This is a genomic window from Cupriavidus sp. GW822-FHT03E04 (assembly GCF_058801495.1).
The window spans coordinates 75,056-88,931 of the sequence record NZ_JBXANI010000020.1 but is presented as its reverse complement, the minus strand read 5'-3'; the positions used below and the strand labels follow the sequence as shown (position 1 = coordinate 88,931).

At 66.7% G+C, this 13,876-nt stretch carries 13 protein-coding genes; 7 read left to right on the top strand and 6 right to left on the bottom strand.

The annotated features are described in order from the left end of the window. Positions 1-85: 85 nt before the first annotated feature. From hscB to iscX, 4 genes are all read left to right on the top strand, one after another. Complete coding sequence (hscB, locus tag AC1RQC_RS27155; RefSeq protein WP_183035675.1) at positions 86-604, top strand: Fe-S protein assembly co-chaperone HscB; 519 nt, start codon at positions 86-88, stop codon at positions 602-604. Between the two features lie 125 nt (positions 605-729). Next, the gene (gene hscA / locus AC1RQC_RS27150; RefSeq protein WP_492372689.1) at positions 730-2,592 is read left to right on the top strand and encodes a Fe-S protein assembly chaperone HscA; all 1,863 of its coding nucleotides are present in this window, start codon (positions 730-732) and stop codon (positions 2,590-2,592) included. Between the two features lie 42 nt (positions 2,593-2,634). Further along, positions 2,635-2,973, top strand: coding sequence for an ISC system 2Fe-2S type ferredoxin (fdx, locus tag AC1RQC_RS27145; RefSeq protein ID WP_492372688.1), 339 nt, complete (start codon positions 2,635-2,637; stop codon positions 2,971-2,973). 66 nt (positions 2,974-3,039) lie between these two features. Beyond that, entirely contained in the window at positions 3,040-3,234 is a 195-nt protein-coding gene (iscX, locus tag AC1RQC_RS27140) for a Fe-S cluster assembly protein IscX (RefSeq protein ID WP_006160183.1), read from the top strand. A 60-nt stretch (positions 3,235-3,294) separates the two neighbouring features. On the opposite strand, the gene AC1RQC_RS27135 is transcribed toward iscX, so the two are convergent. The 4 genes from AC1RQC_RS27135 to prfB all read right to left on the bottom strand — a co-directional run bounded on the left by AC1RQC_RS27135 (position 3,295) and on the right by prfB (position 7,911). Further along, entirely contained in the window at positions 3,295-4,086 is a 792-nt protein-coding gene (locus AC1RQC_RS27135) for a glycine zipper 2TM domain-containing protein (RefSeq protein WP_492829441.1), read from the bottom strand. Positions 4,087-4,358: 272 nt separating this feature from the next. Next, positions 4,359-5,897, bottom strand: coding sequence for a lysine--tRNA ligase (gene lysS / locus AC1RQC_RS27130; protein WP_043344898.1), 1,539 nt, complete (start codon positions 5,895-5,897; stop codon positions 4,359-4,361). Between the two features lie 40 nt (positions 5,898-5,937). Next, a complete protein-coding gene (locus tag AC1RQC_RS27125) occupies positions 5,938-6,708 on the bottom strand; it encodes an SDR family oxidoreductase (protein ID WP_492829438.1) in 771 nt (256 codons plus the stop codon). 98 nt (positions 6,709-6,806) lie between these two features. Then, positions 6,807-7,911, bottom strand: a protein-coding gene (gene prfB / locus AC1RQC_RS27120; RefSeq protein WP_458763439.1) for a peptide chain release factor 2 whose coding sequence is annotated in 2 segments (ribosomal slippage) — positions 6,807-7,829 and positions 7,831-7,911 — 1,104 coding nt in all. Because the reading frame shifts where the segments join, the coding sequence is not laid out codon by codon here. A 211-nt stretch (positions 7,912-8,122) separates the two neighbouring features. Between prfB and AC1RQC_RS27115 the strand changes: the two genes are divergently transcribed. After that, on the top strand, positions 8,123-8,845 hold the full coding sequence (locus tag AC1RQC_RS27115) for a peptidoglycan DD-metalloendopeptidase family protein (RefSeq protein ID WP_492372686.1): 723 nt from the start codon (positions 8,123-8,125) through the stop codon (positions 8,843-8,845). Positions 8,846-8,866: 21 nt separating this feature from the next. On the opposite strand, the gene recJ is transcribed toward AC1RQC_RS27115, so the two are convergent. Both recJ and AC1RQC_RS27105 read right to left on the bottom strand, forming a co-directional pair. Beyond that, entirely contained in the window at positions 8,867-10,564 is a 1,698-nt protein-coding gene (gene recJ, locus AC1RQC_RS27110; protein WP_492372685.1) for a single-stranded-DNA-specific exonuclease RecJ, read from the bottom strand. Between the two features lie 27 nt (positions 10,565-10,591). Next, a complete protein-coding gene (locus AC1RQC_RS27105; protein WP_492807782.1) occupies positions 10,592-11,716 on the bottom strand; it encodes a hypothetical protein in 1,125 nt (374 codons plus the stop codon). A gap of 160 nt (positions 11,717-11,876) precedes the next feature. Here AC1RQC_RS27105 and AC1RQC_RS27100 point away from each other — a divergent pair, with 160 nt between their 5' ends. Both AC1RQC_RS27100 and lolD read left to right on the top strand, forming a co-directional pair. Continuing rightward, positions 11,877-13,127 carry a lipoprotein-releasing ABC transporter permease subunit gene (locus AC1RQC_RS27100; RefSeq protein ID WP_492885144.1) on the top strand — a complete coding sequence of 417 codons (1,251 nt, stop codon included), beginning with the start codon at positions 11,877-11,879 and terminating at the stop codon, positions 13,125-13,127. Beyond that, positions 13,120-13,869 (top strand): lipoprotein-releasing ABC transporter ATP-binding protein LolD, encoded by a 750-nt coding sequence (gene lolD / locus AC1RQC_RS27095; RefSeq protein ID WP_492372683.1) that lies wholly within the window; start codon positions 13,120-13,122, stop codon positions 13,867-13,869. Before AC1RQC_RS27100 ends, lolD begins: the two co-directional genes overlap by 8 nt. Positions 13,870-13,876 lie beyond the last annotated feature (7 nt).

Sequence of the window (13,876 nt, the reverse complement as noted above, 5' to 3'; positions counted from 1 at the left end):
CTGTGCCGCGCGGTCAGCGTGCCGCTTTCACGCTGAAGGAAGTTCAAAGGGGCGGCGCAGCCGCTCCTTTTTGTTGGGGAAGGTGTTGAAAGACGATTATTTCGCGCTGTTCGGCCTGCCGGTCGGATATGCAGTCGACGAGGCGGCGCTGGACGCCGCCTACCTGACCGTGCAATCGCAGGCGCACCCGGACCGCTTTGCCAATGCCGGCGATGCCGAGCGGCGCGTGGCCATGCAATGGGCCGCGCATGCCAACGAGGCGTACCGCACGCTGCGCCAGCCGCTCAAGCGCGCGATCTACCTGCTGACGCTGCGCGGCGTGGACATTCAGGCCGAGAGCAATACTGCCATGGCGCCCGCCTTCCTGATGCAGCAGATGGAATGGCGCGAGGCCCTGCAGGAAGCGGTTGAAGAGAATGATGTTGCGCGCCTCGATGCGCTGCTGCGTGAGTTGCGTGGCGAGAAGCGCGAGCGCCACGCGGCGCTGGGTGCGCTGCTCGATGCCGGCGATAACGCGGGTGCTGGCAGCGCGGCCAGGCAATTGATGTTCATCGAGAAAATCGAGCACGACACCAGCGAGGCGATCGACCGCCTGGAAGGCTAGGGTCCCCGAGGGACTCCAGCGCCGCCAGGCAAGTTCGCCCCAGCCATGCCACAATGGCGCCCCGGCGCAAAGCCGGCCTGTGCGACGGGCCGTTTTTGCCACCGCACGAATAAAGAAGATTCATCATGGCACTGCTCCAGATCTCCGAACCCGGCATGTCGCCGGCACCCCACCAGAAGCGGCTCGCGGTCGGCATCGACCTTGGCACCACCAATTCGCTGGTGGCAGCGGTTCGCAACAGCATTCCCGAAGTCCTGACCGACGAAAGCGGCCGCGCGCTGCTGCCTTCGGTCGTGCGCTACCTGCCAAAGGGTACGCAGATCGGCTACCGCGCGCAGGAAGAAGCGGTGCACGACCCCAAGAACACCATCGTCTCGGTCAAGCGCTTCATGGGGCGCGGCCTGCGCGACGTCGCGCATATCGAGCACAGCCCCTACGATTTCGTCGACGCGCCCGGGATGGTGCAGATCAAGACCGCGGCCGGCGTGAAGAGTCCGGTGGAAGTCTCGGCGGAAATCCTGGCCACGCTGCGCCAGCGTGCCGAGGATTCGCTCGGCGACGAACTCGTCGGCGCGGTGATTACGGTGCCCGCCTATTTCGACGACGCCCAGCGCCAGGCTACCAAGGATGCCGCGCAGCTCGCCGGCCTTGAAGTGTTGCGCCTGCTCAACGAGCCGACCGCGGCAGCCATCGCCTATGGCCTGGACAACGCTTCCGAGGGCATCTACGCGGTGTACGACCTCGGCGGCGGCACCTTCGATATCTCCATCCTCAAGCTCAGCCGGGGCGTGTTCGAAGTGCTGGCCACCGGCGGCGATTCCGCCCTGGGCGGCGACGATTTCGACCAGCGCCTGATGTGCTGGATCGTCGAGCAGGCTGGCCTGCAACCGCTGTCTGCCGAGGATATGCGCCTGCTGATGGTGCGCTCCCGCGCGGCCAAGGAAGCGTTGTCGGCGGCCGATTCGACCGTGATCGATGCCGTGCTGAACAGTGGCGAGATCGTGCACCTGACGCTGTCGGCCTCGACCTTTGTCGAGCTGACCGCGCCGCTGGTGCAAAAGACCCTGTCGCCTGTGCGCAAGGCGCTGCGCGATGCCGGCGTCGCGGCGGACGAGGTCAAGGGCGTCGTGCTGGTTGGCGGCGCGACCCGCATCCCTTCCATCCGCAAGGCGGTGGGAGACTTCTTCGGCCAGCCGCCGCTGACCAACCTCGACCCGGACAAGGTCGTGGCCCTGGGCGCGGCCATGCAGGCCAACCTGCTGGCCGGCAACGGCGCTCCCGGCGAGGAGTGGCTGCTGCTGGACGTGATTCCGCTGTCACTGGGCGTGGAAACCATGGGTGGCCTGGTCGAGAAGATCATTCCGCGCAACAGCACCATCCCAGTCGCCCGCGCGCAGGAATTCACCACGTTCAAGGACGGCCAGACGGCCATCGCCATCCACGTGCTGCAAGGCGAGCGCGAACTGGCGAGCGATTGCCGCTCGCTGGCGCGTTTCGAGTTGCGTGGCATCCCGCCGATGGTGGCCGGCGCGGCACGCATTCGCGTGACGTACCAGGTTGACGCCGACGGGCTGCTGTCGGTCTTCGCGCGCGAGACGCAATCCGGCGTGGAGGCGACCATCACCGTCAAGCCGTCCTACGGCCTGGCCGACGACGAGATCGCCCGCATGCTGCAGGACAGCTTCCGTGAAGCCGAGCACGACATGAAGAGCCGTGCGCTGGCGGAGGAACGCGTGGACGCCGCGCGCCTCATCGAAGCCACGCGCCGCGCGCTCGAACTCGATGGCGACCTGCTCTCGGCCGAGGAGCGTGCCGACGTGGAACGCCTGATCACGGCCGCTAGCGACATTGCCGCAGGCGAAGATCACCACGCCATCAAGACAGCGGTGGAAGCGCTGTCCCACGGCACCGACGAATTCGCTGCCCGCCGGATGGACCGCTCGATCAAGAGCGCGCTGGCCGGCCGCAAGGTGCAGGACCTGGGCTGATCCCCGAGGCCAATCGCACCCTATCCATATCCAGGACATTCCATGCCACAGATCATCGTATTGCCCCACGTCGAACTCTGCCCCGAAGGGGCCGTGTTCGAAGCCAAAGCCGGTACCAGCATTTGCGACGCGTTGCTCGGCAACGGCATCGAGATCGAGCACGCCTGCGAGAAGTCCTGCGCGTGCACCACCTGCCACGTGGTGGTGCGCGAGGGTTTCAACTCGCTGGAAGAGGCCGAAGAGAAAGAGGAAGACCTGCTCGACAAGGCCTGGGGCCTGGAGCCCAACTCGCGCCTGTCCTGCCAGGCCCTGGTGGCCGACAGCGACCTCACCGTGCAGATCCCCAAGTACACGATCAACCATGCCAAGGAAGAGCATTGAGCGCAGCGCGCTCGCCGACTTGCTCGCCTGACCAGAGTTGACCAGAACTGACCGGAGAGAATACCCATGAAGTGGACCGACACCTACGACATCGCCGCCGCCCTGTACGACAAGTACCCGGACGTGGATCCCACCACCATCCGCTTCACCGACCTGCACCGCTGGGTCATGGAACTGGACGGCTTTGCCGATGTGGCCGATCGCTCGGGCGAGAAGATCCTGGAGGCGATTCAATCCGCCTGGATTGAAGAAGCGGAATAAGGGCTGGAACGAAAAAAACCGCGTTTTCCGCGGTTTTTTTTCGCTGTTGCGGATGCCGGCTCAGCCAGCGACCAGTTGGCCATCCTGCATGTGCACACGTTCCCCGATCTGCACGCCCGGGTCGGCTTGATACGTGAAGGTGCGGTGGCTGCCGTTGTCCATCTGCACGCGGACCTGGTAGCTGGTGTCCTTGCGCACGGTCTTCTCGATCTGGTTGCCGGCAAAGCCGCCGCCCACGGCACCGGCCACGGTGCCCAGGATACGGCCATTGCCCTTGCCGATCTGGTTGCCGAGCAGGCCGCCGATGACCGCGCCGCCGACGGCGCCCAGGCCACTGGCCGGCTTGGGTGCTTCGATCGGGGTGATGGCAACGACGCGGCCGGCATACGCGCTGCCTTGCGCCGGCTGGCGTTCAGCATAGGCGCCATTGTCGTTGCGGCTGGTCGCGGGGCCATAGCCTGCATCGCGGCTGGCGCTGCTGCGCTCCTGGGCGCGGCGTGCAGCGGGTGCCGGTGTTGGCGCCGGTGCGGCCGGGGTGACGGGCGCCTGCGCCAGGTTCGCGGCCTCGGGCGGCCGCGTGGTGCTACCCGGCGCCGGCAGTTGCGCGGTGTCGGCGCCATTGATGGTGCCGTTGACGGTGCCATTGCCGGCGACAGGCGCAGTCGGGGACTGCTGCGATCCCTGCATGGCCTTGCTGGTAGGCAGCACGCCGGTCATGGCGGCGACCGCTGTCAGGCTGGCGATCACGATGGCTACCGCGGCGGCGCCGACCAGCGGATGCAGGCGGCGTTGGGTGGGCAGGGAAGCGGGCATGGCTGGCTCGTTGGATTGGTGCAAGGTCGGATTCGACATATTATTTTCCTCGCAAAACGCAGCCGGTCAGCGGTACTGATGGCTAGCGATTCGATGGACCTAGTTTGGCCCAATTCACTGCCATTTTCCGTTTGAATTTGTAAGTTTCTGTAGGCTGAAATCTTCTGTTAAATCATAGGCTTGGCGGTGAAAATGCATGGCCTTCCCGGGCTGTGTTTGTAACAAGCTCGCAGCCACAAGCAAAAAGCCCCACCAAAAATCGGTGGGGCTTTTTGCTGTGCGAGGCGGCCCGGCGAGGCCGCCGCGCCGCGTCAGTCCTCGCGGCGCAGATGCGGGAACAAGATGACGTCGCGGATGTTCGGGCTGTCGGTCAGCAACATCACCAGGCGGTCGATGCCGATGCCGCAGCCGCCCGTCGGGGGCATGCCGTATTCCAGCGCACGGATGTAGTCGGCGTCGAAGTACATCGCTTCTTCGTCGCCCGCATCCTTCTGGTCGACCTGCTTGCGGAAGCGCTCGGCCTGGTCTTCGGCGTCGTTCAGCTCGGAGAAACCGTTGGCAATCTCGCGGCCGGTGATGAACAGCTCGAAGCGCTCGGTGATGCCCGGCTGGGTATCCGAGGCGCGCGCCAGCGGCGAGACTTCCACCGGGTAGTCGATGATGAACGTCGGCTCCCACAGCTGGCTTTCGGCGGTTTCCTCGAACAGCACCAGTTGCAGGGTGCCCAGGCCTGCGTTGAGGAATTGCGGGGCGCCGGTATTGATGCCGAACTTCTTCAGCTCGGCGCGCAGGAATTCCGTGTCGGCCAGTTGCGCGTCGGTATATTGTGGCGCGAACTTCTGGATGGCCTGCGTGATGGTGAGGCGATGGAACGGCTTGGACAGGTCCAGCTCGCGGTCCTGGTAGGTCAGCACGGCGCTGCCGCGCGCGTCGATCGCGGCCTGGCGGATCAGGTCCTCCGTGAAGTCCATCAGCCAGCGGTAGTCCGTGTAGGCTGCATAGAACTCCATCATGGTGAACTCAGGGTTGTGGCGCGGGCTCACCCCCTCGTTGCGGAAGTTGCGGTTGATCTCGAACACGCGCTCGAAACCGCCCACCACCAGGCGCTTCAGGTACAGCTCGGGCGCGATGCGCAGGAACATCTGCATGTCCAGCGCGTTGTGGTGGGTGATGAACGGCTTGGCCGTGGCGCCGCCCGGGATCGGGTGCAGCATCGGCGTTTCGACTTCCATGAAGTCGTTGCTGGCCATGTGCCGGCGCAGCGAGCTGATGGCGTTGGTGCGGGCGCGGAAGGTGGCGCGCGTTTCCGGCGACACGATCAGGTCCACATAGCGCTGGCGGTATTTCTGTTCCTGGTCGGCCAGGCCGTAGTAGTCGCCGGGCAGGGGGCGCAGGCTCTTGGACAGCAGGCGCAGCTCGGTCACCGCCACCGACAGCTCGCCGGTCTTGGTCTTCATCAGCGTGCCGCGGGCGGCCACGATATCGCCCAGGTCCCACTTCTTGAAGGCAGCGTACACGTCTTCACCAATCGCATCGCGGCTGATGTAGAACTGGATGCGGCCCGAGCCGTCTTGCACGGTGGCAAAGCTGGCCTTGCCCATCACGCGCTTGAGCATCATGCGCCCGGCGATGGCGACTTCCACCGGGGTGGCTTCAAGCACGGCCTGCTCGGTCTCGCTGTACTGCGTGTGCAGCGCGGCGGCCTGGTGGGTCGGGCGGAAGTCGTTGGGGAAGGCCGGGCCTTGCTGACGCAGGGCCTGGAGCTTCTCGCGCCGTTCCGCGATGATCTTGTTTTCGTCGGCTGCGGCCGGGACGTTGGTCTCGGCGGGAGCGCGGTTGGATTCGGTCATGATGTCTTGGTGAGTCGCTCGGGCCAGGCCCGCGCGAGGTTCATGTATTGCGGATGTCGTCGAGCTCGGTGCTGCCGAAGTCAGGCCGCTCCAGGTACGCAGCGATACGCTGCGCGGTGTCGTCGGCCGAGGCCAGCTGATCGTTGTCCTTGAGGTCGCGGAAGCGCTGCACCTGCGCAAAGTCGGCGTTGCGGATGGTGGCCTGCATGCCGGTATCGACCACGCCCGGCGCCAGCGCTACCGCGCGCACGGCGCGTTCCGCCGGCGCCTGCGCGTATTCGGCGTTGATGGAGCGCACAAACATGTCCAGGCCCGCCTTGCCGGCGCAATATGCGCTCCAGCCTTCGACCGGGCGGCGCGCCGCGCCGGAGGAGATCGCCAGGATCTTGCGCGGGCAGCCAAAGCGCTCGGTGTGCGAGAGGAAGGCCGCGGTCATGGTCATCGGCGTGGCCAGGTTGGTCAGCAGATGCTGCACCAGCGCCGGCTCGCGCAGGTTGGCGATGGGGCCGATCGGATCGATCATGCCCGCGTTCAGGATCAGCGTGACGCTGGCAAGCGTTTCCTCGACGACATCGAGGACGCTGCCAAGCCAGGTTGCCGACGGGCCGGCTTGGGAGAGGTCTTGCAAGTGCCAGGCTACCTTGACGCCGCTGGCGGACGCCGCCCGTTCCAGCTCGGGATTGCGGCTGCGGGACACGCATACCAGGCGGTTGCCCGGTTTGAGCATTGCCTGCGTCAGCGAGGCACCGAGCCCGCGCGAGGTGCCCGTGATGATGATCAGATGCGTTGCTGCGGTCGATGCTGCGGTCATGGTCAAGATTGTCCCGGCAGGTGAGTGGCCGCACCTGCCGCCGCCACACGCCGATCCTTGCCGGGGGCGCGTGGCGGCGGCGTGGCGCCGCTGCGTGGTTACAGCCCTTGCTTCAGGCTGGCTACGATGAAGGGATCCAGGTCGCCGTCCAGCACCTTCTGCGTGTTGGACATTTCCACGTTGGTGCGCAGATCCTTGATGCGGCTCTGGTCCAGTACGTACGAGCGGATCTGGTGGCCCCAGCCCACATCGGTCTTGGACGACTCCAGCTTGTCGGCTTCGGCCTGGCGCTTGCGCATTTCGTGCTCATACAGGCGTGACTTCAGCATCGACATGGCTTCGGCGCGGTTGCGGTGCTGCGAGCGGTCATTCTGGCACTGCACCACAATGCCGGTCGGGATGTGCGTGATCCGCACGGCCGAATCGGTCTTGTTGATGTGCTGGCCGCCCGCGCCGGAGGCACGGTAGGTATCCACGCGCAGGTCCGCCGGATTGACGTCGACCTCGAACGATTCGTCGACCTCGGGGTAGACGAAGACCGACGAGAACGACGTGTGGCGGCCGCCCGACGAATCGAACGGCGACTTGCGCACCAGGCGGTGCACGCCCGTTTCCGTGCGCAGGTAGCCGAACGCGTACTCGCCCTCGACCTTGATCGTGGCGCTCTTGATGCCCGCGACGTCGCCTTCCGACTCTTCCAGCACTTCGGCCTTGAAGCCCTTGCGTTCGCAATACTTCAGGTACTGGCGCAGCAGCATCGACGCCCAGTCGCAGGCTTCGGTGCCACCGGCGCCGGCCTGGATGTCGATAAAGGCGTTGGCCTGGTCCATTTCGCCGGAGAACATGCGGCGGAATTCCATGTCGGCGACGATGGCCTCGAAGCCGGAAACGTCGGTCTCGATGGCTTCCAGCGTGTCGTCGTCGCCTTCTTCGCGGGCGAGCTCAAACAGCTCGTCGGCACCGCTAAGGTCGTCCGTGAGCTTGCCGAGCACGCCGACCACGCCCTCCAGCATTTTCTTTTCCTTGCCGAGATCCTGGGCCCGCTTGGGGTTGTTCCAGACCTCGGGATCCTCGAGTTCGCCGTTGACTTCGTCGAGTCGTCCTACTTTGACATCGTAGTCAAAGATACCCCCGTAGATCTTCCGTTCGCGAACGGAGATCAGAGATGGCACCGGAGATGGCGTTGAGGCGTTCTGCTTCCATGATGTTCCTGCGCTTTCAAAACCTTGAATTATAGCGGATCGGGGGCTTTTGCCCCGGCCCTGATCGCATCTGTTGCGCGATTTCGAACGGTTTGCTCCCTGGAGGGTCTACAGTTGCGGGTGCGTCATGGCAGACTCGAACGCGCCGTCGGCCCAAGGCCGGCCACCCGGCAGGCTTCAAGCTAAGGACAGGGAGGGACGATAAGTACGTGATGAAGCAAAGCAACCACGACAAGACGAACGCGCGGCGCCGCGCGCTTGGCCTGCTGGCCGCCGCTGCTGCGGCGTGCCTGGCCGCCGGCTGCGGCACCCTGGCCAGCGAACCCGCGCCGGATGGCTACTACCGGGTGCAGAGCGGCGATACCTTGTACACCGTGGCCCGGCGGCACAAGCGCTCGGTGCGCGACCTGGTGCGCTGGAACCAGCTGCCCAGCGCGGACCGGATCGAAGTTGGGCAACTGCTGCGGGTCCGCCCGCCGGCTGGCGCCAGCGCCGGCACGGCTGCTGGCAACGGCCCGGTGGCGGTCGGGGACACCCCGCGGGTGGACAACAGCGCGCCGTCGCGCGCGCCCGCCACCAGCATCCGCCTGCAATGGCCGGCCGACGGCCGCGTGACCGCCGGCTACGGGCCACCTGCCAGCAAGGGCCTGCGTATCAACACGGCGCCCGGCAGCGTGGTGCGCGCGGCCGCCGCCGGCAAGGCCATCCACGTTGGCGAGCTGCGCGGCTATGGCATGCTGGTGATCATCAAGCACGACGACAACTGGCTGACGGTGTATGGCAACCTGGACAAGCCCTCGGTCAGCGAGGGCGCGCAGGTAGCCAACGGACAGGAGGTCGGGCGCATGGGCACGGCCGACAGCGAGCTGCATTTCGAGGTACGCAACAACGGCAAGCCGGTGGATCCGGCGGGGCTGCTGCCGTCGCGCGGCTAAGCCACCCGCCAGCCAGGCGCGCTACTGCGCGTGCTCGATCACCATCTGCACCCGCGTGATGCCGTTGAAGGTGTTGTTGTCGAGCCGGTAGGCCACCAGCGCGCTGGCGCCCAGCGACTCCGCATGGTTGAACCAGATCGCGTCGAAGCGCTGGCTGCCGCGCCCTAGCTGCAGCTTCAGATGCTTGCCCTTGAGCACGCTCTGGCGCAGCACGTCGAACTCGCCGCAGAAGGTGGGCGCCGGGAAGCCCTGGCCCCAGACCTGCTGCTCCAGCAGCGAGACGAATTCCGGGCTGAAGCAGGCATCCTCGATGTCGCCATCGGTCTCGATCACCCGCGCCAGCTGCTCGTCGCTCAGCCATTCGCGCCCCACCGCCTCGAACGCTTCCATGAACAGCCCGAAGCTGTCGGCGCTGAGGGTCAGGCCGGCCGCCATGGCGTGGCCGCCAAACTTCTTCAGCAGGCCGGGATGGCGCTTGGACACCAGGTCCAGCGCATCGCGCAGGTGAAAGCCCGGGATGGAGCGGCCCGATCCCTTGATCGTGTCTTCGTCGCCCGGGGCGAATGTGATGGTGGGGCGGTGGTATTTTTCCTTGAGCCGCGAGGCCACGATGCCAATCACGCCCTGGTGCCAGGTGTCGTTGAACACGCTGACGGTAAAGCGCGCGGCCGGGTCCAGCGCGCCCAGCGGGCCTTCCAGGATCTGCAAGGCTTCTTGCTGCATGCCAGCTTCGATATCGCGCCGCTCGCGGTTCATGCCGTCGAGTTCCTGGGCGATCTCCCAGGCGCGGTTGGCGTCGTCGGTCAGCAGGCATTCGATGCCGAGCGACATGTCGGCCAGCCGCCCTGCGGCGTTCAGGCGCGGGCCCACGCCAAAGCCCAGGTCGAAGGTGTTGGCGCGCGTAGCCTCGCGCCCGGCGGCGCGGAAGAGGGCGGCCACGCCGGCGTGCATGCGGCCGGCGCGCATGCGCTTCAGGCCCTGTGCCACCAGGATGCGGTTGTTGCTGTCGAGCTTGACCACGTCGGCGACCGTGCCTAGCGCAACCAGGTCCAGCAGGGCGTCCAGGCGCGGCTGGGTCTGCGCGTCGAACACGCCGCGGCGGCGCAGTTCGGCACGCAAGGCCAGCAGCACGTAGAACATTACGCCCACGCCCGCCAGGTTCTTGCTGGGGAATTCGCAGCCGGGCTGGTTGGGGTTGACGATCACTGCCGCGTCGGGCAACTGGTCGCCGGGCAAGTGGTGGTCGGTCACCACCACGTCGATGCCGAGCGCATTGGCCGCCGCCACGCCGTCGACGCTGGCAATGCCGTTGTCCACCGTCACGATCACATCCGGCTGCTGCTTGGCGGCCAGGGCCACGATCTCCGGGGTCAGGCCGTAGCCGTACTCGAAGCGGTTGGGCACGATGTAGTCGATGCGCGCCCCCAGCATGCGCAAACCGCGCACGCCCACCGCGCAGGCGGTGGCGCCGTCGCAGTCATAGTCCGCCACGATCAGCAGGCGCCGGCCCGCGGCGATGGCGTCGGCAAGGTAGGTGGCCGCGTGGTCGATGCCTTTCATGGCCGCCGGCGGCACCAGGCCGGGCAGCTCGGTGGCGAGCTCGGCCGGCTCGCGCACGCCGCGTGCCGAGAGGATGCGCGCCAGCGTGGGATGCAGGCCGAACCCGGCCAGCTTGCCAGCGTGCTCGGTGGAAAAAGAGCGAACAGCGATTTTTGTCATTGCGGGGTCTTGCGGAAAACCAGGGGATCAGGCGGCATAGGCGAGGTCGGACAGCAGCGCGCGCCAGTCGCCGCGCTGGCCCAGGCCGCGCCAGAACTTGCGCAGGTCGGCGCGGCGCACGGTGAACTCGGCGTAGTGGTTGTCGCCGGACAGCATGAGCGTGACCGCCTGCAACTGCCCGGCTTCGAGGGCGGCCAGGGCGGGCGCGAACCATTCGGCGTCGAGCGTGTGCATGCGCTCGATCCACAGGCCCCAGTCCTGGGCGATATGGGACTCGATGGCGTCGTCCAGCAGTACCATGGCGCTGCCCTGCATCGCCTGGATTGCCTTGAAGCACGGGGGCTGGGGCTGGCATGCCGCGCCGCCGGCCAGCGCCACGCCGCGCAGGAAGGCGTCGCCGGTCAGTACCGTGTCTGCCAGGCGCGGCACCGGCTGCAGGGTGCCGCCGCCGTGGAGCCAGACCGAATTGACGGAGAACTCTCCCGCAGCTTCCCTGGCCTGGTTCACCGGATGGTCGTACCAGGTCATCTGGATTTCGTTCTGGATCCGGCGCCAGTCGCGGGCGCGCTCGCCGGCCTGCATCCACACATCGATATTGCGGCCGGTGGCCCGCAGCGGGCTGGCGGCCACAAGTGGCCCGAACACGGCTTGCGGGATGTACCAGCGCGCCGGGTGCGGTGTTTCAAGCACAATGCCGGATTCCTGCAGCAGCGCCGCCACTGCGGCGTGCAGGGCGGCGGACTCCTCGGCCCGGATATGCAGCTGAGCCGGGTCGATCAGCACCAGGTGGTCGCGCGCGGCATGGATATGCACCGGCTGCAGGCAGGCCCAGGCCTGGCCATCGTCCGCCGTGGCACCGTTGCCGGCGGCGGTCGTGTCGGCCAGGCGCATGTACGGGGCGCTGGGCACACGGGCCGTGTCGAGCCCAGCGCGCCCGGCCAGCCAGCGCTCATGCGGCAGCGCGCGCAGGAAGGGGTCGTCGTGCCGCTCGCGCGGGCCGGGGCTGGCGCGCGTGAGCAACTTTCCCAGCGCCGGCAACTCCAACTGCCGCAGCAAGGCTTCGAGCATGGCGTCGTTACCCCCACCGTCGGCGTCGATCGCGGCGCCGGGCGGGACAGAAAAGGGCACAATCAGGGTCAGGTGCGTCATCATGGTGCCGAGATTGTAAACTTGCGGCTGGCTGACGGCGGAAATATCGTCCCCGGCCCGGTTGCGACAGTGGCGCGAGCGGCGCCCCGGGTGTGCGGCCAGCAAGTCATCAGCGGCGTCGGCGGTGTGGCGCCGGCGTTTCTCCTTAACAACAGGAACCCTCTTGAACTTTCCTTACGAGTGGCAGATCGGTTGGCGATACACCCGCGCAAGCAAGCGCGCCAGCCGCAACACCTTTATTTCCTTTATCTCGATGATTTCCATGCTCGGCATTGCGCTGGGCGTGGCGGCGCTGATCGTGGTGCTGTCGGTGATGAACGGTTTCCAGAAAGAAGTGCGGGATCGCATGCTCTCCGTGCTGTCGCACATCGAGGTGGTCGGCCCCGGGGCGCTGTCCGACTGGCAGAAGACCGCCGCCGAGGCGATGCGCAACAAGGAAGTGATCGGTGCTGCGCCCTATGTGGCCGCGCAGGCCATGCTGACTCGCGAGGACGCCGTGCGCGGCGTGCTGCTGCGTGGGGTCGAGCCTTCGGAAGAACCCAAGGTTTCCGATATCGGCAAGCAGTTCCGGGGCGGCAGCATGGAGCGCCTGCTTCCGGGCGAGTTCGGCATCGCCCTGGGCAATGAGCTGGCCAACGCGATGGGCGTGCAGGTGGGCGACAAGGTCACGCTGGTGGTGCCGCAGGGCACCATCACGCCGGCCGGCGTGCTGCCGAGGCTCAAGCAGTTCACGGTGGTGGGCGTGTTTTCGTCCGGCCATTTCGAGTTCGACAACGCGCTGGCGCTGATCAATATCCGCGACGCCGAAGCCATGTTCCGCCTCGCCGGGCCCACCGGCGTGCGTTTGAAACTGACGGACATGCAGCGCGCCCCCCAGGTGGCCGACGAACTGGCCGGCACGCTCTCGGGCGAGCTTTACCTGCGGGACTGGTCCAAGCAGAACCGCAACTGGTTTGCCGCGGTGCAGACCGAGAAGCGCATGATGTTCATCATCCTGACGCTGATCATCGCGGTGGCGGCCTTCAACCTGGTGTCCACGCTGGTCATGACTGTGACGGACAAGCAGGCTGACATCGCCATCCTGCGCACCATGGGCGCCCAGCCGAGCTCGATCACCAAGATCTTTATCGTGCAGGGCGTTGCCATCGGCTTTATCGGCACGCTGGCGGGGGTTGCCGGCGGCGCCTTGATCGCCTTCAACATCGATGTGATCGTGCCCTTTATCGAACGGCTGCTGCATGTGCAGTTCCTGCCGCGCGACATCTATTTCATCAGCGAACTGCCCTCGGATCCCCGCGTGAACGACATTGCGACCATCGGTATCGTCTCCTTTGTGCTGTCCATCCTGGCCACGCTCTACCCAAGCTGGCGTGCTGCCCGCGTCAACCCGGCGGAGGCGCTGCGCTATGAGTGAAACCCTGATGCACGCCGCACCGGCCGGCAATGCCGCAGACGCCGTTGGCAAGGCCGGCTCGGATATGCCGGTGCTGCTGGCCGAGGGCCTGACCAAGCGTTTCCGCCAGGGCGGCCTGGACGTGACCGTGCTCAAGGGCGTGGATGTCCGGGTGGATGCGGGCGAGAAAGTCGCCATCGTGGGCGCTTCCGGTTCCGGCAAGAGCACGCTGCTGCATGTGCTGGGCGGGCTCGACAACCCGGACAGCGGGCGGGTCGCCTTGAAGGGCCGGCCTTTCACCGCGCTGCGCGAGAGCGAGCGCAATATCGTGCGCAACCGCGAGCTGGGCTTCATCTATCAGTTCCACCACCTGCTGCCCGAGTTCACCGCGCTGGATAACGTGGCCATGCCGATGCGCATCCGCGGGCTGCGCCAGCCCGAGGCGCGCGCGGCGGCGATGACGGTGCTGGAGCGCGTGGGCCTGGGCGACCGGGCGCAGCACCGGCCCGGCGAGCTGTCCGGCGGCGAGCGCCAGCGGGTGGCGATCGCCCGCGCGCTGGTGGGCGGCCCGGCCTGCGTGCTGGCCGACGAGCCCACCGGCAACCTGGACGACCATACCGCGGGCGGCGTCTACGACCTGATGCTGGAACTGTCGCGCACGCTGGGCACCAGTTTTGTGATCGTGACCCACGACCTCGACCTGGCCAGCCGCTGCGATCGCGTGCTGCGATTGCGCGATGGGCATATCCACCGCGAGCGCTGAACCAGCG

Excerpts from the sequence above, each read along its gene's own strand:
- hscA (WP_492372689.1), top strand. The coding sequence starts at position 730 with ATGGCACTGCTCCAGATCTCCGAACCCGGCATGTCGCCGGCACCCCAC.
- iscX (WP_006160183.1), top strand. The coding sequence starts at position 3,040 with ATGAAGTGGACCGACACCTACGACATCGCCGCCGCCCTGTACGACAAG.
- AC1RQC_RS27125 (WP_492829438.1), bottom strand. The coding sequence starts at position 6,708 with ATGACCGCAGCATCGACCGCAGCAACGCATCTGATCATCATCACGGGC.
- lysS (WP_043344898.1), bottom strand. The coding sequence starts at position 5,897 with ATGACCGAATCCAACCGCGCTCCCGCCGAGACCAACGTCCCGGCCGCA.
- AC1RQC_RS27115 (WP_492372686.1), top strand. The coding sequence starts at position 8,123 with ATGAAGCAAAGCAACCACGACAAGACGAACGCGCGGCGCCGCGCGCTT.
- AC1RQC_RS27105 (WP_492807782.1), bottom strand. The coding sequence starts at position 11,716 with ATGATGACGCACCTGACCCTGATTGTGCCCTTTTCTGTCCCGCCCGGC.
- recJ (WP_492372685.1), bottom strand. The coding sequence starts at position 10,564 with ATGACAAAAATCGCTGTTCGCTCTTTTTCCACCGAGCACGCTGGCAAG.
- fdx (WP_492372688.1), top strand. The coding sequence starts at position 2,635 with ATGCCACAGATCATCGTATTGCCCCACGTCGAACTCTGCCCCGAAGGG.
- AC1RQC_RS27135 (WP_492829441.1), bottom strand. The coding sequence starts at position 4,086 with ATGTCGAATCCGACCTTGCACCAATCCAACGAGCCAGCCATGCCCGCT.
- lolD (WP_492372683.1), top strand. The coding sequence starts at position 13,120 with ATGAGTGAAACCCTGATGCACGCCGCACCGGCCGGCAATGCCGCAGAC.